The following is a 23623-nucleotide window of genomic DNA, read 5'->3' as shown; positions in this document are numbered from 1 at the left end:
TAGTAAGGCCGGTTAACGCCATATGGGCGTCGAAAAGAAGGAATAGGGGATGGAAGTAAAGGGCAACCTGCTGCTTATCGACAACGACGACAGCCGCCGCCAGCAACTGGAGACGGTGCTTTCCTTCATGGGGGTGCCCTGGCAGAGCGGGGCGGAGGAGGATTGCCTGGCCTACCTGGCCAGTGCCGACGATCTGATGGCGGTGGTGGTGGGTAGCCTGACAACGACTGACCTGGATAGCCTGCTGGCGACCTATCCGCAATTGCCCTTTCTGTCAGCGGCGCCGCGGGATTTGGGCCCGCGCAACCTGATTGCCTGCCTGCAGCAGCCGGTGCAGTACGAGAGCCTGACCCAGCAACTGCACTATTGTCAGTCTTATCTCTCCTTGCACCCGGCGCTTAAGGGCACCGAGCACAGCCAGACCCTGCTCAGGCTGCTGGTGGGCAAGGGTTCGGCCATCCAGAGTGTGCGGCGCTTGATTGGCCAGGTGGCGGATAAGGATGCCAACGTACTGATCCTGGGGGAGTCCGGGACCGGCAAAGAGGTGGTGGCCCGCGCCATTCATGAGTTGTCACCCCGGGCCGCGGGCCCCTTCGTGCCGGTCAACTGTGGTGCCATTCCCGGCGAACTGCTGGAGAGCGAGTTGTTTGGTCACGAGAAGGGGGCCTTCACCGGCGCCATCTCGTCACGCCGTGGTCGTTTCGAGCTGGCCCAGGGCGGTACCCTGTTTCTGGATGAGATAGGTGACATGCCCATGCCCATGCAGGTGAAGCTGCTGCGGGTGCTGCAGGAGCGGGTGTTCGAGCGGGTGGGGGGCGGCAAGCCGATTGTCGCCGACGTGCGCATCATAGCGGCCACCCACCGGGATCTGGAGCAGATGATCCAGCAGCAGAGTTTCCGCGAGGATCTCTATTACCGCCTCAACGTCTTCCCCATCGAAACGCCGCCCTTGCGGGAGCGGGCCGACGATATCCCCTTGTTGCTGCAGGAGCTGCTCAACCGTCACAGCGCCGAGCATCACGCCTGGATCCGCTTCACCCAGCGGGCCATCGAATCCCTGATGCAGCATCACTGGTCAGGTAACGTGCGTGAGCTCTCCAACCTGGTGGAGCGCCTGCTCATCCTCTACCCCAACCGCATCGTGGATCTGCACGAGTTGCCGGCCAAGTACCGCTACGGCGATACCGGCGATAGCCTGGCGGCCCCGGCCGGGGAGTGGGAGGAGCGGGATGCCCTGGCGCAGATCTTCATGGACGAGCCAGAGCCGGTAGAGCAAGCCGTCGCCGCCGATCCCTTTGCCCAGGTGTTGCCGGAGGATGGGCTCAACCTCAAGGAGATGCTGGCGGAGCTGGAGATGGAGATGATCCGCCAAGCCTTGGACGCCCAGGAGGGGGTGGTGGCGCGGGCTGCCGACATGCTCGGCATGCGCAGAACCACTCTGGTGGAGAAGATGAAAAAGTACGGCATGAGCAAGGAGCTCTAAGCCAATCTTTTGACTAGCACAGCTAACCTTTTGTAAATCAATACAAATATATCTTGGCATACTTTTTGATTCACTCCTGGCAAGTGTCAAATACCGGAGTGGATCATGTCTGCCTCATCGCCTCTCATCGAACTGGATATCGCCGCCCGTGGCCGGCGGGATGCCGGTCGCCTGCGTTCCGTGTTCGAGGCCTTGCCCTCGGGCCTGCTGATCCTCGATGGCCAGGGGCGCATCGCCGAGGCCAACCAGGCGGCCGAGGGGCTGTTGGGACATCCCTTGCAGGGGGAGGCCTGGGTGGCAGTGATCCAGCGGGCCTTCAGCCCGCGGCAGGACGACGGTCACGAAGTCTCCCTGCGGGATGGCCGCCTGGTGCAGTTGACCACCTCACCCCTGCGGGATGAGCCGGGGCAGCTGGTCGTCATCACAGATCTTACCCAGACCCGCCAGCTACAGGCCCGGGTGGCTCACATGCAGCGCCTGTCGGCCCTGGGCCGCATGGCGGCCAGCCTAGCCCACCAGATCCGCACCCCCTTGTCAGCCGCCATGCTCTATGGCGCCAACCTGGCCAACCGGACCTTGAGTCTCGAGGCCCGCGGCAACTTCCAGCGCAAGCTGATGGACCGGCTGCGGGATCTGGAGCAGCAGGTGAGCGATGTGCTGCTGTTTGCCAAGAGCGAGGAGCATCTGGCGGTGAGCGAATTGTCGGTGCAGGGGCTGCTGCAACAGGTGCAGGCCGGTGCCGAGGCCATGATGAACCAAGCCGGTGCCCGGCTGGATATCAGCCTGCCGGAGCCGGATCTCCTGCTGCTGGCCAATGGCAATGCCCTGTCCAGCGCCATCAACAACCTGCTGGCCAATGCCCTGCAGGCGGGTGCCCGGGCGCTCTTGGTCAGTGCCGAGCGGCAGGCGGAGCAGGTGGCCATCCGGGTGGTGGACAACGGCAAGGGCATGGCGCCTGAGCTCGTCCAGCAGATCTTCGAGCCCTTCTTCACCACCCGCTCTCAGGGCACCGGCCTGGGGCTGGCGGTGGTGCAGTCGGTGGTGCAGGCCCATCAAGGTTCGGTGGCGGTGGCTTCCGTGCCTGGTGAGGGCAGTTGTTTTACCCTGATGCTGCCCTTGCAGCGTCAACAGGTCGCCGCGGCGACAGGAGGAGCGGCATGAGCCAATCACGCATTCTGGTGGTGGAAGACGACGCCGGCCTGCAGGAGGCCATCGTCGATACCCTGTTGCTGGCGGGCTATGACTGTCTGGCGGCGGACAGCGGCGAGGCGGCCCTCCTGTGTCTGGGGCAACAGGCGGTCGACATGGTGATCTCCGACATTCAGATGGGCGGCATGGACGGTCACACCCTGCTGGCCAATCTCAAGCAGAAATGGCCTCAACTGCCGGTGTTGCTGATGACCGCCTACGCCAACATCGATGGCGCCGTGCGGGCCATGCGCGAAGGCGCCATTGACTACCTGGCCAAGCCCTTCTCGCCGGAGGTGTTGCTCAACCAGGTGAGCCGCTATGTGCCGCCCCACAAGGTGGAGCGGCACACGCCGGTGTTTGGCGATGCCAGCACCGGCGAGCTGCTGCAGCTGGCGGCCCGGGTGGCCCGCAGCGACGCCACCGTGATGATCTCCGGGCCCAGCGGGGCGGGTAAGGAGGTGCTGGCGCGCTATATCCACGATCAGTCCAGCCGCTGTGACGGTCCCTTCGTGGCCATCAACTGTGCCGCCATTCCGGAGAACATGCTGGAAGCCACCCTGTTTGGTTACGAGAAGGGCGCCTTCACCGGCGCGGTGCAGGGCTGTCCGGGCAAGTTCGAACAGGCCCAAGGCGGCACCCTGCTGCTGGATGAGATCACCGAGATGGAATTGGGGCTGCAGGCCAAGCTGCTGCGGGTGCTGCAGGAGAAGGAGGTGGAGCGCCTGGGCAGCCGCAAGACCATCCCCCTGGATGTGCGGGTCATCGCCACCAGCAACCGGGAGCTGCGCCAGGCGGTGAGCGAAGGGGAGTTTCGCGAGGATCTCTTCTACCGGCTCAACGTCTTTCCATTGCGCTGGCGTCCCCTTGCCCAACGGCCTGGCGACATATTGCCCATCGCCCGTCACCTGCTGGCGCGGCATGCCCAGGCCCAGGGCGTGGCGGTCCCCGAGTTGTCCCCGGTGGCGGCGGCGCGCTTGCAGGCCCATGGCTGGCCGGGCAATGTGCGGGAGCTGGATAATGTCATCCAACGGGCGCTGATCCTGTGGCAGGGCGGGGTGCTGGAGGCCGAAGATCTGGTCTTCGATAGTCAGGAGCTGGATTGGTCGGCCCCCGCGGTGCCGCCGGTGGGGTTGGCCGATGAGGTGGGGGGTCTGGGGGGTGAGCTGCGCCAACAGGAGCAGCAGATCATCCTGGAGACCCTCAGTGCCTGCCAGGGCAGCCGCAAGGCGGTGGCAGAGCAGCTGGGGATCAGCCCGAGGACCCTGAGATACAAGTTGGCCCGCATGCGTGAGCAGGGAATCGACGTTCCCGGCTGAGCCGCCCATTTTTCACGTTTTTTCATATTATTAGGCGCACCTTTTTGCTAAGGTGCGCCTTGCGTTTTCATGGCACCCTCCTTGCATTGACCTGATATCTAGTTCCGATGTCAAAAACACGACATCCCGCAAGGAGTGGTTATGAACGTACCCGGATCCTCTCTGTTTACTGAGCTCGAGGCCATGCGCGTCGAGGCTCGCGGTCTGCCGACCCAGGCGGTGCGCAATGATCTTGGCGTGAACGATGTGCACTCCAGCTTCGGTAAGATGCTCCAGGATGCCCTGGGCAACGTCAACGAGCTGCAGCAGACCACCAATGATCTGCGCACCCGCTTCGACATGGGGGATCGCAGCATCAGCCTGTCGGATGTGATGATCGCCGGGCAGAAATCCTCCATCGCCTTTGAAGCCACGGTGCAGGTGCGCAACAAGGTGCTTGAGGCCTATAAAACCATCATGAACATGCCGGTGTAAGGGGGCTATCGTGGCCGAGGAAAAGCGTAACGACCTGGTGGTCAGCGATAATCATGCGTCGTTGGGCGGCCTCGACGATACGGTGCCCATGCCCAAAGCCTCGCCTTTTGGTTTCTTGTCCAATCCCGATGTGCTGCGCCAGGTGACCCTGATCCTGGGGCTGGCCATCTGTCTGGCCATTGCCGTCTTCATTCTGGTGTGGGGCAAGGAGCCCGAGCAGCGTCCCCTGGGCCAGTTCAACACCGAGGAGCTGGTCAAGACCCTGGATTACCTGGATCAGCAGCAGATCCCCTACAAGGTCAACGGCAACAGCATCTTCGTCAATGCCGATGACTACGCCAACATCCGCTTGCAGCTCAAGCGCGCCGGCCTGTCTGCCCCCGAGGCCGCCACCAACAACGGCGATAGCCTGCTGCTCAAGGATCCGGGCTTTGGCGTCAGCCAACGGCTGGAGAACGAGCGTCTGAAGTTCAGCCGCGAGCAACAGCTGGCGCGGGCCATCGAACAGTACAACAACGTCTCCAAGGCCGTGGTGCTGCTGGCCATCCCCAAAGACAACGTCTTCGCCCGTAACGAGCGTAAGCCCAGTGCCACCGTCGTGCTGACCCTGGGCAGTGGCAGCCTCAAGCAGGAAGAGGTGGATGCCATCGTCGATACCGTGGCCTCCGCCGTCCATGGCCTGGAGCCGACCCGGGTGACGGTGACCGATCACAACGGCCGCCTGCTCAACTCCGGCTCCCAGGATCCGCTGGCCAGCCGTTCCCGCAAGGAGTTCGAGCTGCAGCAGAAGCAGGAGCTCGAATACAAGCAGAAGATTGACGCCATCCTGGCACCGGTGCTGGGCATCGACAACTACACCGCCGAGGTGGACGTCAGCCTGGACTTCACCCAGGAGGAGCAGACCAGCAAGAGTTTCAACCCGGATCTGCCGGCGGTCCGCTCCGAGATGACGGTGGAAGACACCAAGATGGGCAACGGTGCCGTGGGCATCCCCGGTGCCCTGTCCAATCAGCCACCGCTGGATAGCAAGATCCCCGAGCAGGCCACCGGCAGCAGCCAGCAGAGCCAGGGCTCCGGCAGCAGCCGCAAGGAGGCCACCCGCAACTTCGAGCTGGACACCACCGTCAGCCACATCAAGCGCGCCGCCGGCAACATTCGTCGCCTGACCGTGTCCCTGGCGGTGGATTACACCGCCGTCAAGGGCGAGGATGGCACCGTCACCCGCCAACCGCGCTCCCAGGAAGAGCTGGAGACCCTGCGGCGCCTGCTCAAGGGCGGCTTGGGGTTTGATGTCAGCCGGGGTGATCATATCGAAGTGGTGAGCGTGCCCTTCAACCGGCCGGATCTGGAGGCGGTGGCCGAAGAGCCCATGTATGAGCAGGCCTGGTTCTGGCGTGCCATGCGTATCGTCGCCTCCGTGCTGGTCATCATAGTCCTCATCGTCACTGTGGTGCGGCCCATGCTCAAGCGCCTGCTCTACCCGGATGCCAAGGGCGAGGGCAAGGAAGTGGATCTGGACAGCTCCATCGCCCTGGAAGGGGATGATGATCTGAACCTGCTGGCCAATCAGGCCGAGATGCAGGAACCCATCTTCGGCATGCGGCAGGGCCAGCTAATCCTGCCGGATCTGCACAAGGATGAAGACTTGCTCAAGGCAGTGCGGGCACTGGTGGCCAACGAGCCGGATCTGGCGGCGCAGGTGGTCAAGGAATGGGTGGTGCGGGAACTTGAAAAATGAGTGAAGCCAACAAGGTAAGTCATATCAGCAACGAACAGCAGCAACTGCTGGATGCCATGAACGGCATCGAGAAGGCGGCGGTGCTGATGCTGAGCCTGAACGAAGAGGACGCGGCGCAAATCTTCCGCCATCTGGAGCCCAAGCAGGTACAACGGTTGGGGATGGCCATGGCGTCGATGAAAGACTTCAGCCATGACAAGGTGACCGCCGTTCACCGCCTGTTTATCGAAGACATCCAGAAGTTCTCCAACATCGGCATCGGCAGCGAGGACTTCGTGCGCAAGGCCCTGGTGGCGGCGCTGGGGGAAGACAAGGCCGGCAACCTGGTGGATCAGATCATCATGGGCTCCGGCGCCCGGGGTCTGGACTCCCTGAAGTGGATGGATGCCCGCCAGGTGGCCAGCATCATCCAGAACGAACACCCCCAGATCCAGACCATAGTGCTGTCCTATCTCGACCCCGAGCAGTCCGCCGAGATCCTCAGCCAGTTTCCCGAACAGGTGCGGCTGGATCTCATCATGCGCATCGCCAACCTCGAAGAGGTGCAACCGGCGGCGCTGCAAGAGCTCAACGACATCATGGAGAAACAGTTTGCCGGCTCCGCCGGCGCCCAGGCTGCCAAGATGGGTGGCCTGAAGGCGGCGGCCAGCATCATGAACTACCTGGACACCAACGTGGAAGGTCAGCTGATGGACGCCATCCGCGACTCCGACGAGGAGATGAGCCAGCAGATCCAGGATCTGATGTTCGTGTTCGAAAACCTCATCGACGTGGACGACCGGGGTATCCAGACCCTGCTGCGAGAGGTGCCCGGCGAGCTGCTGCAAAAGGCGCTCAAAGGCGCCGACGATCAGCTCAAGGACAAGGTATTCAAGAACATGTCCAAACGGGCCGCCGAGATGTTGGTGGACGACCTGGCTGCCATGGGCCCCATCCGTATCAGCGATGTGGAGGCGGCCCAGAAAGAAATTCTCAGTATCGCCCGCCGCCTGTCCGATGCCGGCGAGATCATGCTCGGTGGCGGTGGCGGCGACGATTTCGTGTGAGGATAAGCCATGGTGCCCAAGCAGCCTGATGACGGGTCTGACGAACAGACAGCACAAACCTGGCAATGGCCGGAGATGGAACCGCCCCGCAGTGAGGCCCAGAGCAATGCCTTGGGTTATCCGCCCGATTGGTATCGCCGACCCGAGCCGGAAGCGGCGGAGCCGGAGGAGGAGCCCCAGCAGCCCCTGACCCTCGAAGAGATAGAGGCGGTACGCCAGGCCGCCTATGAGGATGGCTTTGCCGAAGGTCGCGAGGCCGGGTTGGCCAAGGGGCTCGAAGAGGGCAAGTTGCTTGGCCTGCAGCAGGGCCATGAGGCCGGCTTTGAGCAGGGCAAGGAGGAGGGTCTGGCCCTGGGGCGGGAGCTCATCGAAAGCCAGGCCACCCAGTGGCAAGGCCTGCTGGACCGACTGGCCCAGCCCCTGCATGAACTGGATGGTCAGGTGGAGAACCAGCTCGTCTGGCTGGCCATGCGGCTGGCCCGGGCCCTGATCAAGCATGAAGCCCAGACGGCGCCCGATCTGCTGCTGGCGGCCCTCAAGGAGGCCATCAGCCTGCTGCCGGCGGCCGAGGAGGGGGTGCATATCGCCCTGCATCCCGAGGATCTGGCCCTGGTGCAGCAGGCCTACGGTGAGGAGGTCTGTGCCAAGCGGGGCTGGCAACTGGAAGCCGATCCCAGCTTGGAGCAGGGGGATCTGCAGGTGAGCAGTCACACCTCCAGCATCGACATGCTGCTGGAGCAGCGCATCGATCAGCTGTTGCGCCAGTTTCTGCGCAGCAATCTGGAGCGGGCCTCATGAGCCTGCTTCACCGCCTGCAGGCCTGGCAGGTCGGCGAGCTGGCGGTGCGGCCGGCGGTCGCCGGAAAATTGACGCGGGTGGTGGGGTTGACCCTGGAAGCCATCGGCTGCCGTGCCGCCGTGGGCTCCTTGTGCCGTATCGAGACCCTGAACGGCCACATGGAGGCCGAGGTGGTGGGCTTTGCCGGCGACAAGCTGTTCCTGATGCCCAGCGAACAGCTCAAGGGGGTGATCCCCGGTGCCAAGGTGACCCCCATCGGCGAGGAGCACGGTGTGCCGGTGGGCATGGAGCTGCTGGGCCGGGTCATCGATGGCGTCGGGGTGCCCCTGGATGGCCTCGGCCCCATCCTCACCGCCAATAATGCGCAATTCGTCAGCCAGCGTCTCAATCCCCTGGCCCGCAAACCCATTTGCGAACCCATGGATGTGGGGGTCAAGGCCATCAACGCCATTCTCACCGTCGGTCAGGGCCAGCGGATGGGGCTGTTTGCCGGCTCCGGCGTGGGTAAGTCGGTGCTGCTCGGCATGATGACCCGCGGCACCACCGCCGATGTGGTGGTGGTGGGGCTCATCGGTGAGCGGGGCCGGGAAGTCAAAGAATTCATCGAAGATATCCTGGGGGCCGAGGGTCGGGCTCGCTCCGTGGTGGTGGCGGCGCCGGCGGACGCCTCGCCCCTGATGCGGCTGAAGGGCTGTGAAACGGCCCTGACCCTGGCGGAATATTTCCGCGATCAGGGGCTCAATGTCCTGCTGTTGATGGACTCCCTGACCCGCTACGCCCAGGCCCAGCGGGAAATCGCCCTGGCGGTGGGGGAGCCGCCGGCCACCAAGGGCTATCCGCCCTCGGTGTTTGCCAAGCTGCCGGCGCTGGTGGAACGGGCCGGTAACGGCGGCGAGGGGCAGGGCTCCATCACCGCCTTCTTCACCGTGCTCACCGAAGGGGACGATCTGCAGGATCCCATCGCCGACGCCGCCCGGGCCATCCTGGATGGCCACATAGTGCTGTCGCGGGAGCTGGCCGACAGTGGCCACTACCCGGCCATCGACATCGAAAAGTCCATCAGCCGGGTGATGCCCATGGTGACCTCGGAGGAGCACATGCTGCGGGCCCGCACCGTCAAGCAGTACTACTCCCTCTATCAGCAGAATCGCGATCTCATCACCATTGGCGCCTACAGCCAGGGGGCGGATCCGCGGTTGGATCAGGCCATCGCCCTGCGGCCAGCATTGGATCAGTTCTTGCACCAACGGATGAAGGAAGTGGTGCCCTACGACGATTGTCTGACGGGCCTGCAGCAGTTGACCGACAGTCTGTTGGGGCGGCAGTTTGATCGCCGCACCGGCTAGCCGTAAGGAGATGCCATGAGCAAGGCCTTGAACATGTTGACCGAACGGATCAAGGACGCCGAAGACAGGGCCGCCCGGGTGCTGGCGTTGGCGCGGCAGGATCAGCTGCGCTATGAGCAGCAGCTGGGCGCCTTGAACGAATATCGCCAGATCTACTCCCAGCAGCTGGGTGATAAGGCCAGTCAAGGCATGGGCCGGGATCAGCTCAGTCACTACCAGGCCTTCATCAACAAGCTGGACAATGCCGCGCAGCAGCAGCAGCAAGGGGTTCGCCAGGTGCGTGCCGTGGCTCAGCAACGTCAGCAGGAATGGCAGCAACTGCAACAAAAACGCAAGGCCATGGAGACCCTGTTGGAGCGCCAGGCGGCGCGGGAAGCCCTGCGCCAGGCGCGCCAGGAGCAGAAGCTGCTGGACGAGTTCGCCACCATTCAGCACTTTCACCGTCAGCAGCCGGAGCCATAAAAAGCTGGCCCAAGCTTTGCTAGAGATAGGCATTAGTCAGGTGCCGTCGTCACGGGTTTGACGATGCATACAAGGCCCCCAGGGGGCCCAGCCATTGAAAAGGTGGGATCCATGCCTGTTATCACCCCTTCCACCCCCAGCAATTCCGCCATGACGTCATCATCGTCAGCCGCCGGCGGCGCAGGTGCCGCTCGTCAGGATGACTTCGCCCGTCTGATGGGCCAGGCCAGTGAGCGCAAGGGCCCGGCCGATAATGCGCGCGCCACCGCGCCGCAGCGCCAAGCCCAAGAGAGCGGCCAGAAACCTGCCGCACAGCACAAGAGCCGCTCGTCCGATCGCCCCCGCCAGTCTGATACCCCCCAGGATCGTCAGGCGGTGGACGGCACCGGTCGTGAGCCGGCGGAGGCCACGGCCAAGGCGTCGACGGGGAAGGCCAGCGGCAATAAGTTGCCGCAGGATCAGGATAAGGGCCAGTCCCTCAAGCCGGGCGAGGAGGGGGCTCAGTCAGACCTCGCGGTGGCACCAGATTGGCAGGCCCCGCAAGCCAGTGACGCAGCCGCAGAATCGGATGCGCCGGCGCAAGCGGCGGATGCGGCACAGGATGTCGGGCAAGCCAGTGACTGGCATGGGGATGGTGAGGCCTGGTTAGCCCACCTGCAGGCCAGCCGGGAGCAGGCGGCCGAATTGGCCCGCGGCAAAGGTCAATCGTCGGATCCCGCGCGTCAGGCGGACGGCGAGCCATCCCCGTCTGATGCTGTGTCGTCGGCCCATGAGGCCAAGCCCGCGGGGGGGCATGCCAAGGCCGCCGCCAGCAAGTCGGCGGCGGCGGGTTCCCTGTCTGAGGGCGAGATGGCACCGCAAGCCGAGGCCCAATCCTCGGCGACCGAAGAGAGCCTGGCGGCCGAGTTTGCCGCCGCGACCAAACAGGCGGTCGGACAGACGGCCCAAGCGGGTGAGCAGACAGTCACCAAGCCGAAGGGGTCTCATTCTGTGGAGGCGTCCCAGGCTCAGAATAACGGCATAAACCCGGCGCTGGCGGCGCTGCAGGGGGCCGCCAGCGCCGGGGAGGCGCAGCAAGGGGAGTTGAAGAGCGCCTACCTGAGCGGCCTGGCCAGTGGCGGCGTGGCGGCCACGGCCGGCAATCAGACCCGGGGGGCCGGCCTGGGCAAGCTAGCCAACGCGGCGATCCAGCAGACGGGCCAACCGGCCGGGGCGCTGGTGGGGCAGGAGACGACGCCGGTTAACGATGTCGATGCGTCCCCGTCAACCGATGCCTCTACCAGCGATCAACGGCTGGATCAACTCAGTACCAGCCAGGGCTTAGCTGCCCTGACTAGCCAGGGCGGCCAAGCCAGCAGCCCTGCCGGCGACGGTCCGTCTGCGCTGAGCAGTCCGTCTGCCAGCCACGGCAGTCCGGCCCAGGGTGCGCCCTTGGCCCAGACACCCCAGTTGACGGAAAAATCCGACCGTCTGCCCACCGCCCTGCCGACCTTGTCTTCTTTTGCCATGACCGCCAACCAGAACGATAACGCCGAGCAGTTGGGGCAGCGTCTCACCCTGATGCTGGGACAGAAGTGGCATGAGGCCGAATTGCAGCTCGAGCCCGAAGGCCTGGGCAAGATGCGCATCCAGCTGAAGATGGATCAGGAGCAGCAGGCCCAGGTGCACATCATGGTACAGCATCAGCAGACCAAGGAGCTGGTGGATCAGGCCTTGCCGCGTCTGCGGGACATGCTGGCGGGGCAGGGCATTCAGATGAGCCAGGCTCAGGTGCAGCAGCACAGTGCGGGGCAGCAAGGGGCCGGTGCTCAGGGCGGGCAATGGGGTGGTCAAGGGCAGGGCGATGCCTCGGGAGGCGGTGCGCGGGGGCAAAGCGGGGCGACGACGGAGGAGCCCGTGGCGCAGACGTTGGCGATTCATTCGACAGGCAGCGCAGGAATTGATTTCTATGCTTGATGCCGGCAAGGCCACGCTTATGATAGTGGCCACTTGGTTCAAGCCCTAAAGGATGCAAGATGGCTGACGAAAAAGAACCGCAGCTGGAGCTCAAACCGGCGCGCAGTAAAAAGACCCTGATCATCATAGTGGTGGCCGTGTTGCTGCTGGTGGGGGGCGGTGTGGGCGGTTGGCTGTTGTTGGCCGGTGGCGAGGAACCCGCGCCGGCGACCGCCGAACAAGGTGCCGCTGCCGATGGCCAGGCTACAGCCAAGGTGGCGGATGCGGCCCTGTACGTGGGGATGCCGCGGGCCTTTGTGTTCAACGTGGCCGGCAAGCCGCGGGATCGTCTGGTACAGATCAAGGTGCAGTTGATGGTGCGCGGCAGCGACGCCGAGGGGCTGGCCAAGCAGCATACGCCGCTCATCGAAGGCACCCTGCTGCGGGTGTTTAGTGCCGCCACGGTACAGCAACTGAGCACGGTAGAGGGCAAGGATAAGCTTCGCAAAGACTCGGTTGAAGAGATCCGCCGGGTGTTGACCGAATTGACTGGCAAGCCGGTGGTGGAGCAGATCCTGTTTACCGGTTTTGTGATGCAATAACTGAGGAACAAGCGTGAGCGATCTGTTAACCCAGGACGAAATCGATGCCCTGCTCCATGGGGTCGATGAAGTCGAAGAGGAGGAGATACTCGGCGGCGAGCAAGCCGGCGCCGTGGTGTTTGACTTCTCCTCCCAGGATCGTATCGTCCGGGGTCGCATGCCGACCCTGGAGTTGGTGAACGAACGCTTCGCTCGCCATATGCGCATCAGCCTGTTCAACATGATGCGGCGCACCGCCGAGGTGTCCATCAACGGTGTGCAGATGCTCAAATTCGGCGAATACGTGCATACCCTGTTTGTCCCCACCAGTCTGAACATGGTGCGCTTCCGTCCCTTGAAGGGCACGGCGCTCATCACCATGGAGGCCCGGCTGGTCTTCATCCTGGTGGAGAACTTTTTTGGCGGCGATGGCCGCTACCATGCCAAGATCGAGGGGCGGGAGTTTACCCCCACCGAGCGGCGCATCATCCAGATGCTGCTTAAGCTGGTGTTCGAGGACTACAAGGAAGCCTGGGCGCCGGTCATGGACGTGGAGTTCGAGTATCTGGACTCGGAGGTGAACCCGGCGATGGCCAACATCGTCAGCCCCACCGAAGTCATAGTGGTCAGCTCCTTCCACATCGAGCTGGATGGCGGTGGCGGGGATTTTCACGTCGCCATGCCCTATTCCATGCTGGAACCCATCCGTGAACTGCTGGATGCCGGGGTGCAGAGCGACAAGGGCGATACGGATCTGCGCTGGAGCAAGGCGCTGCGGGACGAGATCATGGATGTGCCGGTGAACATGCGGGTCAAACTGCTGGAAACCGAGCTCAGCCTGCGCAAGCTGATGGATCTCAAGGCCGGCGATATCATACCGGTGGAGATGCCCGAGTCCTTGCTGGTGTTCGTGGAGGATTTACCCACCTATCGAGCCAAGCTGGGCCGCACCAAGGAAAACGTGGCCATCAAGATTTGCGAGAAGATCAAGCGGCCCGAGTCGGTGAAGAGTGAGATGACCCTGGTGACCCGCAACGGCATCCGCCTGGATGGCATGGCCGAGCTGGAAGCCTTGGAACGCAGTATTGAGGACGAAGAATAAATGGATGATCAAGATCTGATGGCGGATGCCTGGGCGGCGGCCCTGGGCGAGCAGAGCGATGGTGAGGCCAAACGGGCCGAGCTTGAAGAGCTCCACGAGGAAAATCCCCTGAGTCAGGATGAGCGGCGCAAGCTGGATACCATCCTCGATATCCCGGTCACCATCACCATGGAGGTGGGGCGCAGCCAGATCAGCATCCGCAACCTGCTGCAGTTGAACCAGGGTTCTGTGGTGGAGCTGGATCGCATCGCCGGTGAGCCGCTGGATGTGCTGGTCAATGGTACCCTGATCGCCCACGGCGAGGTGGTGGTGGTGAATGACAAGTTTGGTATCCGTCTGACCGACGTCATCAGTCAGAACGAACGGATCAAGAAGCTCAAATGAGCAGCATTGATGCGCTCGGGGCGGCCGTCAGCGGTGCCGCGACCTCCTCGCCCGGCGTGCTGGGCACGGGGGGATTGGCCAGCTGGTTGCTCAGCTGCGCCCTGGTCATTGGCCTGATCCTGGCTCTGGGGTGGCTCTTGAAGAAGACCCGTCTCAACACCCGGCTGACCGGCTCAGGCCTCAAGGTGGTGGCGAGCCTGGCGCTGGGCTACAAGGAACGGCTGCTGGTGGTGCAGGTGGGGCAGCAACAGCTGCTGATTGGCGCCACCCCGCAGCAGATTTCCTTGCTGTGTCAACTGGATGAACCTCTGGCGCCGAATGCGCCCTTTGCCCAGCAGCTGCGTAAGGTACTCAAGCAAGATGAAACGGATTAATTGGTGCTGGCTGGCACTGGCCCTGGTGGCCCCCGGGATCTGGGCCCAGACCGGCCTCTCGGCGGTGACCGTCACCACGGCGGCGGATGGTGGGCAGGAGTACTCCCTGACCCTGCAGGTGCTGGCGCTGATGACGGCCCTGACCTTCCTGCCGTCCATCGTCATCATGATGACCTCCTTTACCCGCATCATAGTGGTGTTGTCCATCCTCCGGCAGGCCATGGGGTTGCAGCAGAGCCCGCCGAACCAGATCCTCATCGGCATCGCCCTGTTCATGTCCTTGTTCATCATGACACCGGTGCTGGATCGGATTAACGACGAGGCCCTGCAACCCTACCTGGCGGAGACCATCACCGCCCAGGAGGCTGTGACCCGGGCCGAGCAGCCGTTGCGGCAATTTATGCTGGGGCAGACCCGTATCAAGGATCTCAACACCTTCGTGGACATCGCCGGGGTGGAGGTGGACAAGCCGGCCGACGTGCCGTTGCGGGTGCTGATCCCGGCCTTCATGACCAGCGAGCTCAAGACGGCCTTCCAGATGGGGTTCATGTTGTTCCTGCCGTTTCTGGTCATCGATCTGGTGGTGGCCAGTATCCTGATGGCCATGGGGATGATGATGCTGTCGCCCATGCTGATCTCCTTGCCCTTCAAGTTGATGCTGTTCGTGTTGGTGGATGGTTGGTCCCTCATCATGGGCTCCCTAGCCACCAGTTTCGGCATGGGGAGCGGCTGAGATGGAGCCGGAAGTCTTCGTCGATGTGTTCCGGGAGGCGCTGGGGCTGGTGAGCCTGCTGGTGGCGGCCTCCATTCTGCCCAGTCTGCTGGTGGGGCTGGTGGTGTCTATCTTCCAGGCCGCCACCTCCATCAACGAGCAGACCTTGAGCTTCCTGCCCCGTTTGTTGGTCACCCTGGCGGCATTGGCTCTGGGGGCGCACTGGGGCTTGCGAACCTTGATGGAGTTTTTTGAGGCACTGGTTCACCAGATCCCCGAGGTGCTGGGATGAATTACCCCGCCACCCTTATCATGGAGTGGCTGGCGGCGTATCTGTGGCCGTTTTGCCGGGTCTCGGCCATGCTGATGACCATGATCATCATTGGCTCCCAGACGGTCTCCCCCTTGGTGCGGGTCAAGCTGGGGCTGCTCATCACGGTGGCCATTGCCCCCCTGTTGCCGGCCATGCCGGCCATCGAGCTGTTTAGCCTCAATGGCTTTCTGGTCACCATCAATCAGCTGCTGATCGGCATCGCCCTGGGGCTGATCTCCCAGTTTCTCATTCAGACCTTTATCATCGCCGGTCAGGTCATCGCCATGCAGACCGGGCTGGGGTTTGCCTCCATGGTGGATCCCATCAACGGCGGCTCCACCCCTGTGGTGGGCCAGCTGTATCTGATGCTGGGCACCCTGGTGTTTTTTGCAATCGATGGTCATCTGGCCATGATACGCCTGGTGACCCTGAGCTTTCACAGCCTGCCTGTTTCCTTGTCCGGTCTCTCCCTGGGGGCCATGCAGGAGTTGGTGAACTTTGGTGCCGTCATGTTTCAGGCGGCGCTGGCGGTTTCCTTGTCGGCCATCATCGCCATGTTGATCATCAACTTCTCCTTCGGGGTGATGACGCGGGCGGCGCCGCAGCTGAACATCTTCAGCCTGGGCTTTGCCATCAGCATGGTCTGTGGCCTCCTCATCCTGTGGCTCTCCCTGGGGAGCTTTTTGGATCATTACCTGAGCCACTGGAGTCGGGTGCAGAGCCTGATGTGTTCCGTGGTCCGTCTGAACTGCTAAGGAGGCAAGATGGCAGAATCAGATGGTCAGGAACGTACAGAAGACCCCACAGGCCGACGATTAAGTCAGGCGAAGGAAAAGGGGCAGATACCCAGATCCAAAGAGGCCGCTACCGCAGCCGTGCTGGTGGCCGGCATGGCGGGACTGATGTTAAGCGGTCGCTCGCTGGGATTGGCCCTGCTGGAGGTGTTTCGTTCCAGTTTCAGCCTAGAGCGGGAGGCCGTGTTCGATCCTCAGTTGATGATCGAAGCCCTGGCAACCCATATCGCTCAGGTCGTTTGGCCCATGCTCAGCTGGTTTGCGGTGGTGCTGTTGGCCGCCATCTTGGGCAGCACCCTGTTAGGGGGGCTTAACTTCAGCAGCCAGGCCATGATGCCCAAGTTGAGCAAGCTCAATCCCATGAATGGCATCAAGCGCATGTTTGGGGTCCAGGCGTTGGTGGAACTGCTCAAATCCATCGCCAAGGTGACCTTTATCGGCACCATTGCCGCCTTGCTCTTGCGCAGCAACCTGTCTCATCTGCTCAACCTGTCGGTGGAGCAGCTGTCGGTTGGTCTGATGGATGCCCTGGATCTGCTGCTCTGGATCGGCTTGGCGATCTGCTGTTCCCTGCTGCCCATCGTCGCCATTGATGTCCCCTTCCAAGTCTGGAACCATACCCGTCAGCTGAAGATGACCAAGCAAGAGGTCAAGGATGAATACAAGGACATCGAGGGTAAACCCGAGGTCAAGGGACGGATCCGAAGGATGCAATATGAGATGGCCAACCGTCGCATGATGGCCGAGGTGCCCAAGGCGGATGTGGTGGTGACCAACCCGACCCACTATGCTGTGGCACTCAAGTACGACAGAACCAAGCCCAAGGGGGCACCCGTGGTGGTGGCCAAGGGAGTGGACGAGGTGGCCATGAAGATCCGGGAGATAGCCCGGGAGCACAAGATTACCCAGGTGGCCTCGCCGGCCTTGGCGCGGGCCATCTATCACACCACCAAGCTGGAGCAGGAGATCCCCGATGGCCTCTTCATGGCGGTGGCCCAGATCCTGGCCTATGTCTTTCAACTACAGGCCTATCAGGCGGGTAAAGGGAATCGACCGACTCCATTACCGGATGAGTTACCTATCCCCAACGAGCTCAGACACTGATGTTTTTTTGACGCCCTAATTCGCGTTGAAAAGAAAAAACCATAATTCAATCACTTATCTAGTGGCTTATTAATTGCATAATAAGGGCAACTGGATACTGATGATTGATGTCTGATGGATATACGAGCCCTGATCCCGAACGTTGGCCAATTTCGCACCCTGCTTAACAAGGGGGTCGGGACGCCCCTGCTGGTTCTGGCCAGCCTGGGGATGGTGGTGCTGCCCATGCCCGCCTTCCTGCTGGATATCCTGTTTACCTTCAATATCGCCCTGGCGCTGGTTGTGCTGCTGGTGGCGGTTTATAGTCGCCGTCCTCTGGACTTTGCTGCGTTTCCCACCGTATTGCTGGTGGCGACCTTGCTGCGTCTGGCGCTGAACGTGGCCTCAACCCGCGTGGTCTTGCTGGAGGGGCATAATGGCGGCGCGGCAGCCGGTCACGTGATTGAGGCCTTCGGTAACGTGGTGATTGGTGGCAACTATGCCGTGGGCCTCATCGTCTTCATCATTCTGATGATCATCAACTTTGTGGTGGTCACCAAGGGGGCCGGGCGTATCTCAGAGGTGAGTGCGCGCTTTACCCTGGATGCCATGCCCGGTAAGCAGATGGCCATCGACGCCGACCTCAATGCCGGTCTGATCAATCAGGATGAGGCCAAGCGCCGCCGGCTGGATGTCACCATGGAAGCGGACTTCTACGGCTCCATGGACGGTGCCTCCAAGTTCGTCAAGGGCGATGCCATCGCCGGTATCATGATCCTGTTTATCAACATCATCGGTGGTTTCATCATCGGTATGGTTCAGCATGGGCTGAGCTTTGGTGAGGCGACCGAAATCTACACCCTGCTGACCATAGGTGATGGCCTGGTGGCCCAGATCCCGTCCCTGCTGCTCTCCATCGCCGCCGCCATCATAGTCACTCGGCAAAACGCCGAGCAGGACATGGGCGAGGTGGTGCTCACCCAGATGTTCGATGAACCCAAGTCGCTGATCATCGCCGCCGGTGTGCTGTGCATCATGGGCCTGGTACCTGGGATGCCCCACTTCTCCTTCCTCTCGTTGGCGGCCCTGGCGGGCCTCGCCGCCTGGTGGATGCAGCGCAAACGCCGCCTGGCCCAGGAGGCCAGTCGGGCGCAGGCCCTGGCGCCGGTGGAGAGCAAGGGGGTGCCTGAGCTCAAGGAGCTCAGTTGGGATGACGTCACGCCGGTGGACATCATAGGACTGGAAGTCGGCTATCGGCTGATCCCCATGGTGGATCGGGCCCAGGGCGGCGAGTTGCTCAACCGGGTGAAGGGGGTGCGCAAGAAGCTGTCCCAGGAACTGGGTTTCCTGATCCCCCCTGTGCATATTCGTGACAACCTGGATCTGGCTCCCAATCAGTACCGCATCATACTGATGGGGGTCAGCAGTGGGGAGGCGGAGGTTTATCATGATCGGGAGATGGCCATCAATCCGGGGCAGGTCTTTGGTAGTCTGCAAGGCATTGAAACCAAAGACCCTGCCTTTGGCTTGGAGGCCATCTGGATCGGGCGTGATCAGGTGGATCAGGCGCATAGCCTGGGCTACACGGTAGTGGATGCCGCAACTGTCATCGCCACCCACATGAGCCAGCTGCTGGCCAATCACGCCGCCGAACTCTTGGGACATGAAGAGGTTCAGAACCTGCTGGATATGGTGGGGCGTGCTCAGCCCAAGCTGGTCGAGGGGCTGATACCGGGCACCATCTCCCTGGGCAATTTGACCAAGGTGCTGCAAAACCTGCTGGGCGAGGGCGTACCCATTCGCGACATGCGCACCATCCTTCAGACCCTGATCGAATACGCGCCCCGCAGTCAGGATACCGATGTGTTGACTGCCGCCTGCCGCATCGCCCTGCGCCGTCTTATCGTGCAGGAGGTGGCCGGTGCCGAGTCCATCATTCCTGTCATCACCCTGGCCCCAGATTTGGAACGTATATTGCATCAGTCCCTGCAGGCCGGTGGCCCGGAGGGGGCCGGCATCGAGCCAGGTTTGGCGGAGCGCATGCAGCGCTCCTTGACCGAAGCCACGCAAAAGCAGGAGTTGGAAGGCCAGGCCGCCATACTGCTGACGTCCGGCGTGCTACGGACCACCCTGGCGCGATTTGTCAAAAATGCCATTCCGGGTTTGCGGGTTCTCTCCTATCAGGAGGTGCCGGATGACAAACAGATCCGTATCGTCTGTGCCGTGGGACAGCAGTAACCCCTGGAGGTTTAGGTGAAGATTAAACGGTTTTTTGCCAAGGACATGCGCACGGCTCTGGCCGAGGTCAAGGAGACCTTGGGGCCGGATGCCGTCATCATGTCCAATAAGAAGGTCTCAGGGGGTATCGAAATCGTTGCCGCCGTGGACTATCAAACAGCACCGCCCCCGGCGCAAACCCCGCCAACGTCTCTGCCTACCATGGTGGATGACAGCGTCAAACTCTCGTCGAAAGCCAAAAAAATGGAGGCTTATTCCGAGCTATCCGGATTGGTTAGTCAAAATTCTGACAGCTCTGATAACGCTAAAGAGAGCTTTGCCGACTCATTGGGCGCCCTGTTGGCCCGTCAGCAGCCGCAATCTCGGCCGCAAGGGGCCCCCAGAACCCTGGCGGAACAATCTCAGTTTCCTGAACCGGAGCCGGTTCGTCGTCCGGCGCAACGGCAAGCGGCAACGCAGGCACCCCGTGACAAGGAGATGGAAGCCATGCGTGCCGAGATGGCCTCCATCCGTAAGCTGTTGCAACACCAGCTGTCCGGTCTCATGTGGCAGGAGGTGGAGCGGCGCGAGCCGGTGCGCGCCCTGCTGATCAAGCAGTTGGTCAAAGGTGGTTTCCCGGAGGCGTTTGCCGATCAGCTGGTGGCCGTGGTACCGGAGGCGATGCCGGTGCATGAGGCATGGCAGCTGTTGCAGCAGCAGCTCGAAGAGCAGCTGCATACCGGTAAGGATGACATTCTTAACCAAGGTGGGGCCGTGGCATTGCTGGGGCCTACCGGCGTAGGTAAGACCACCACCATCGCCAAGCTGGCCGCCCGCTTTGCGCTCAAGTATGGCCCGGATCAGGTGGCACTGATCACCACGGATCACTACCGCATCGGTGCCCATGAGCAGTTGCAGACCTACGGTCGCATCATGGGCTGTCAGGTCCGCTCGGTCAGCGACGAGGAAGAGTTGTCTGCCGCCTTGTATCAGTTGCGTAACCGTCGTCTGGTATTGATCGATACCGCCGGCATGGGGCAGCGAGATGTACGTCTGTGTGAGCAGTTGGACACCTTGATGAGCAATGCCAGGGTGCGGATCAAGAGTTATCTGGTGTTGCCGGCCACCTCGCAGCGGCGTGTCTTGCAAGAGGCGGTGGAGCATTTTCGTCGAGTCCCCATCAGTGGCTGCATTCTGACCAAGTTGGATGAAAGCCTTAATCTGGGGGAGGTGATTAGCGTTTGTATTCAGAATGCCTTGCCCATCAGCTATGTCACCAACGGCCAGCGGGTCCCCGAAGATCTTGAGTTGGCCAATGCCCCCCGTCTGGTGGCGGCAGCACTGCAGCAAATGGACGATGACAGCGCCCGTCCCTATTTTTGGGGAAGTGAGGCCGATGAAGGCGATCACGCGGAGTTTTATGAGTAAAATGAATCAACAGATGGATCAAGCCAGCGGTCTGCGCAGAATGCGTCAAAACAACAGAGTCAAGGTGGTGGCTGTCACCGGCGGCAAGGGCGGCGTGGGTAAGTCCAACGTCACGCTAAACGTCGCCGTGGCCATGGCCGCCCAGGGCAAACGGGTATTGGTGCTGGATGCCGACTTGGGGCTGGCCAACATTGACGTCATGCTGGGCCTACGGGTGCGCCGCAATCTGTCCCATGTGCTCTCTGGCGAGTGCACCCTGGACGAAGTCATTGTCGAAGGGCCCCATGGTTTGATGATCATTCCGGCCACCTCCGGGACTCAATCCATGGTGGAATTGTCCGCCGCTGAACATGCTGGCCTCATCCGCGCCTTCAGCGAGCTCAAGACGCCGGTGGATGTGCTGCTGGTGGACACCGCCGCGGGTATCTCCGACATGGTGATGAGCTTTGCCCGAGCGGCGCAGGACATCATGGTGGTGGTCTGCGATGAGCCGACCTCTATCACGGATGCCTACGCGCTGATGAAGCTGTTGACCCGGGAATACGGGGTGTTCCGTTTTAAGGTGGTCGCCAATATGGTTCGCAGCCTGCGGGAAGGTCAGGAGTTGTTTAGCAAACTGACGCGGGTCACGGATCGCTTTTTGGATGCCTCGTTGGAGCTGGTGGCCTGTATCCCCTACGACAACAACGTGCGTCAGGCGGTGAGGAAGCAGAAGGTGATAGTGGATGCGTTTCCCAAGTCGCCAGCGGCATTGGCCTTTCGCGCTCTTGCCAACAAGGTGGCCAGCTGGCCGACACCCAATCAGCCAGGAGGACATCTGGAGTTCTTCATCGAGACCTTGTTGCAAAAACAGCCGGTGATGCAGGAAGAGATACGTGAGTAAAGCGCAAGCCTATGTCAGGCAGCAGGATGCTGCTGCCCTGATCGAACGCCACGCGCCGTTGGTCAAACGGATCGGACAGCATCTGTTGGCTCGCCTGCCCAGCAGTGTGCAACTAGATGATCTTATTCAAGCGGGCATGATTGGCCTGCTGGAAGCTTCGCGCAACTTTGATGGAAGCAAAGGGGCTAGTTTTGAAACCTACGCAGGTATCCGGATCCGTGGCGCCATGATCGATGAGATCCGCCGTGGTGACTGGGTACCCCGTTCCGTGCATCGCAACAGCCGAATGATCTCAGACGCCATTGATGCCGTAGAGCAAACCCTGGGAAGGGACGCTCGCGATAAAGAGGTGGCGGATCACCTCAGCGTTTCTTTGGATGAATATCACCTGATGCTGAACGATGCGGCCTGTGGACGCATCATCGGTATTGAAGATTTGGGCGTCAGTTTGGATGTGATCGGCGATTCGTCAGACGACTCAACCGAAGGTGAATCATTCGCTGGTCTGGCCAGCGAACGCTTCCACTCGGCGCTGGCTGAATGCATTGATGGCTTGCCAGAACGGGAAGCACTGGTACTCTCTCTGTATTACGATGAAGAGCTTAACCTTAAGGAAATTGGACAAATTTTAAACGTCAGTGAGTCCAGAGTCAGCCAGATCCACTCTCAGGCTATGCATCGCGTCCGGGCCAGAATGAAAGATTGGTACTGAACGCACAATAGCTCCGCTACAATCAATCGTAAGTGTCAGGCATAATTAATTCAGGTTGTTTCAAGCTTTTCTTGGTCGTTTATTAGCGACCAATCAGGAGGATACATTGGATAAGAACATGAAGATCCTGATCGTTGATGATTTCTCAACGATGCGCCGGATTATCAAGAACTTGCTCCGCGATTTGGGTCTGAACAACACCCATGAGGCCGATGATGGCAATACGGCCCTACCAATGTTGAAAAATGGTGACTTCGAATTCGTGGTGACCGACTGGAATATGCCAGGGATGCAGGGGATTGATCTGCTCAAGGCCATCCGGGCGGACGAAAAGCTCAAGCATCTTCCAGTGTTGATGGTGACTGCCGAAGCCAAGCGCGAGCAGATCATCGAAGCGGCTCAGGCGGGGGTGAACGGTTATATTGTGAAACCCTTTACAGCCGCCACTCTTAAGGAAAAGCTCGACAAGATCTTCGAGCGCATTGGCTAACGGGGTGGGCATGACGGTCAAAGCGCCACTAATCAGCCTTGAGCAAGCCAGACAGCTGGTCACGCTATTGGAGCAAGACCGGCAGCAAGATGCCGAGGCACTGCTGGCCGACATCTGTGTTCCCAATGTGCACATGTTGTTTGAGAAGGTGGGGCAGCTGACACGTCAACTGCATACCTCGTTGCAAGAGTTCAGACTGGATCCCAGGCTGACCGATCTCGCTAATCAAGACATCCCGGATGCTCGAGCTCGTCTTAACTATGTTATCGAGATGACCGACAAGGCCGCCAATCGCACCATGGATGCGGTGGATGCCTGTCTTCCCCTGGCGGATCAGCTCAGTGAGCGCATCCAGGCGGTGCAGCCAGGCTGGCATCAATTGATGACCCGACAACTGGATGTGCTGCAATTCAAGCAGTTATGTCATCAGCTGGATGACCATATCAAGCAATCAGAGCTGGATGCGAACCGCTTGCGGGAGCGGCTCACCGAGATTCTCATGGCGCAGGATTTCCAGGATCTGACCGGGCAGATGATCCGTAAGGTCATAGCGCTTGTCCACGAGGTGGAAAGCAAGCTGGTAGAGATTCTGACCATGTTCGGCGATCAGTTGGATACCCCCTGCGAGCCGCAACAAGCACCGCAGCGCAGTGGTATCGAGGCAGAAGGGCCTATCCATAACAAACACGAACGACCTGACGTGGTAGCCAGCCAGGACGATGTAGACGATTTGCTGTCAAGCTTAGGATTCTGAGGGAGTG

Annotated in this window: 24 protein-coding genes; all 24 read left to right on the top strand. The window is 61.3% G+C overall.

Going from position 1 to position 23623, the window contains the following annotated elements:
• Positions 1 to 49: 49 nt before the first annotated feature.
• On the top strand, positions 50 to 1483 hold the full coding sequence (locus ABD847_RS06115) for a sigma-54 dependent transcriptional regulator (RefSeq protein WP_345011061.1): 1434 nt from the start codon (positions 50 to 52) through the stop codon (positions 1481 to 1483).
• A 105-nt stretch (positions 1484 to 1588) separates the two neighbouring features.
• On the top strand, positions 1589 to 2644 hold the full coding sequence (locus tag ABD847_RS06110; RefSeq protein ID WP_345011059.1) for a sensor histidine kinase: 1056 nt from the start codon (positions 1589 to 1591) through the stop codon (positions 2642 to 2644).
• A complete protein-coding gene (locus ABD847_RS06105; RefSeq protein ID WP_345011057.1) occupies positions 2641 to 3990 on the top strand; it encodes a sigma-54-dependent transcriptional regulator in 1350 nt (449 codons plus the stop codon). The genes ABD847_RS06110 and ABD847_RS06105 overlap by 4 nt, the downstream gene beginning before the upstream one ends.
• Positions 3991 to 4131: 141 nt before the next feature.
• Complete coding sequence (fliE, locus tag ABD847_RS06100; protein ID WP_345011055.1) at positions 4132 to 4464, top strand: flagellar hook-basal body complex protein FliE; 333 nt, start codon at positions 4132 to 4134, stop codon at positions 4462 to 4464.
• 61 nt (positions 4465 to 4525) lie between these two features.
• Positions 4526 to 6202, top strand: coding sequence for a flagellar basal-body MS-ring/collar protein FliF (gene fliF, locus ABD847_RS06095; RefSeq protein ID WP_425568421.1), 1677 nt, complete (start codon positions 4526 to 4528; stop codon positions 6200 to 6202).
• Positions 6199 to 7248: a flagellar motor switch protein FliG gene (fliG, locus tag ABD847_RS06090; RefSeq protein WP_345011053.1), complete on the top strand. Its 1050-nt coding sequence runs from the start codon at positions 6199 to 6201 to the stop codon at positions 7246 to 7248. Before fliF ends, fliG begins: the two co-directional genes overlap by 4 nt.
• A gap of 9 nt (positions 7249 to 7257) precedes the next feature.
• On the top strand, positions 7258 to 8046 hold the full coding sequence (gene fliH, locus ABD847_RS06085) for a flagellar assembly protein FliH (RefSeq protein WP_345011051.1): 789 nt from the start codon (positions 7258 to 7260) through the stop codon (positions 8044 to 8046).
• A complete protein-coding gene (fliI, locus tag ABD847_RS06080; protein ID WP_345011049.1) occupies positions 8043 to 9392 on the top strand; it encodes a flagellar protein export ATPase FliI in 1350 nt (449 codons plus the stop codon). The genes fliH and fliI overlap by 4 nt, the downstream gene beginning before the upstream one ends.
• Positions 9393 to 9407: 15 nt before the next feature.
• On the top strand, positions 9408 to 9854 hold the full coding sequence (gene fliJ, locus ABD847_RS06075) for a flagellar export protein FliJ (protein ID WP_345011047.1): 447 nt from the start codon (positions 9408 to 9410) through the stop codon (positions 9852 to 9854).
• 111 nt (positions 9855 to 9965) lie between these two features.
• On the top strand, positions 9966 to 11810 hold the full coding sequence (locus tag ABD847_RS06070) for a flagellar hook-length control protein FliK (protein WP_345011045.1): 1845 nt from the start codon (positions 9966 to 9968) through the stop codon (positions 11808 to 11810).
• A gap of 59 nt (positions 11811 to 11869) precedes the next feature.
• On the top strand, positions 11870 to 12391 hold the full coding sequence (gene fliL, locus ABD847_RS06065) for a flagellar basal body-associated protein FliL (RefSeq protein WP_345011043.1): 522 nt from the start codon (positions 11870 to 11872) through the stop codon (positions 12389 to 12391).
• Positions 12392 to 12404: 13 nt separating this feature from the next.
• On the top strand, positions 12405 to 13472 hold the full coding sequence (gene fliM / locus ABD847_RS06060; protein WP_345011041.1) for a flagellar motor switch protein FliM: 1068 nt from the start codon (positions 12405 to 12407) through the stop codon (positions 13470 to 13472).
• Positions 13473 to 13856, top strand: coding sequence for a flagellar motor switch protein FliN (gene fliN, locus ABD847_RS06055; protein WP_345011039.1), 384 nt, complete (start codon positions 13473 to 13475; stop codon positions 13854 to 13856).
• On the top strand, positions 13853 to 14230 hold the full coding sequence (fliO, locus tag ABD847_RS06050) for a flagellar biosynthetic protein FliO (RefSeq protein ID WP_345011037.1): 378 nt from the start codon (positions 13853 to 13855) through the stop codon (positions 14228 to 14230). The genes fliN and fliO overlap by 4 nt, the downstream gene beginning before the upstream one ends.
• On the top strand, positions 14217 to 14963 hold the full coding sequence (gene fliP / locus ABD847_RS06045) for a flagellar type III secretion system pore protein FliP (RefSeq protein ID WP_345011035.1): 747 nt from the start codon (positions 14217 to 14219) through the stop codon (positions 14961 to 14963). Before fliO ends, fliP begins: the two co-directional genes overlap by 14 nt.
• A gap of 1 nt (position 14964) precedes the next feature.
• Positions 14965 to 15234 (top strand): flagellar biosynthesis protein FliQ, encoded by a 270-nt coding sequence (gene fliQ, locus ABD847_RS06040; protein WP_345011033.1) that lies wholly within the window; start codon positions 14965 to 14967, stop codon positions 15232 to 15234.
• On the top strand, positions 15231 to 16010 hold the full coding sequence (fliR, locus tag ABD847_RS06035) for a flagellar biosynthetic protein FliR (protein ID WP_345011031.1): 780 nt from the start codon (positions 15231 to 15233) through the stop codon (positions 16008 to 16010). The genes fliQ and fliR overlap by 4 nt, the downstream gene beginning before the upstream one ends.
• Before the next feature lie 9 nt (positions 16011 to 16019).
• Positions 16020 to 17153, top strand: a complete 1134-nt coding sequence (flhB, locus tag ABD847_RS06030; RefSeq protein ID WP_345011029.1) for a flagellar biosynthesis protein FlhB — start codon at positions 16020 to 16022, stop codon at positions 17151 to 17153.
• 114 nt (positions 17154 to 17267) lie between these two features.
• Positions 17268 to 19370, top strand: coding sequence for a flagellar biosynthesis protein FlhA (flhA, locus tag ABD847_RS06025; RefSeq protein ID WP_345011027.1), 2103 nt, complete (start codon positions 17268 to 17270; stop codon positions 19368 to 19370).
• A gap of 15 nt (positions 19371 to 19385) precedes the next feature.
• On the top strand, positions 19386 to 20777 hold the full coding sequence (gene flhF, locus ABD847_RS06020; RefSeq protein ID WP_345011025.1) for a flagellar biosynthesis GTPase FlhF: 1392 nt from the start codon (positions 19386 to 19388) through the stop codon (positions 20775 to 20777).
• A gap of 13 nt (positions 20778 to 20790) precedes the next feature.
• A complete protein-coding gene (locus tag ABD847_RS06015) occupies positions 20791 to 21660 on the top strand; it encodes a MinD/ParA family protein (RefSeq protein WP_345011457.1) in 870 nt (289 codons plus the stop codon).
• Positions 21653 to 22372 (top strand): RNA polymerase sigma factor FliA, encoded by a 720-nt coding sequence (locus ABD847_RS06010; RefSeq protein ID WP_345011023.1) that lies wholly within the window; start codon positions 21653 to 21655, stop codon positions 22370 to 22372. The genes ABD847_RS06015 and ABD847_RS06010 overlap by 8 nt, the downstream gene beginning before the upstream one ends.
• Before the next feature lie 118 nt (positions 22373 to 22490).
• Positions 22491 to 22862, top strand: coding sequence for a chemotaxis response regulator CheY (cheY, locus tag ABD847_RS06005; RefSeq protein ID WP_425568411.1), 372 nt, complete (start codon positions 22491 to 22493; stop codon positions 22860 to 22862).
• Between the two features lie 10 nt (positions 22863 to 22872).
• Positions 22873 to 23616 carry a protein phosphatase CheZ gene (locus ABD847_RS06000; RefSeq protein WP_345011019.1) on the top strand — a complete coding sequence of 248 codons (744 nt, stop codon included), beginning with the start codon at positions 22873 to 22875 and terminating at the stop codon, positions 23614 to 23616.
• Positions 23617 to 23623: the final 7 nt, after the last annotated feature.

Origin of the sequence: Pseudaeromonas paramecii, assembly GCF_039540575.1 — a bacterium.
Classification (GTDB): domain Bacteria; phylum Pseudomonadota; class Gammaproteobacteria; order Enterobacterales; family Aeromonadaceae; genus Pseudaeromonas; species Pseudaeromonas paramecii.
This window is presented reverse-complemented; position numbering and strand designations above follow the sequence as displayed.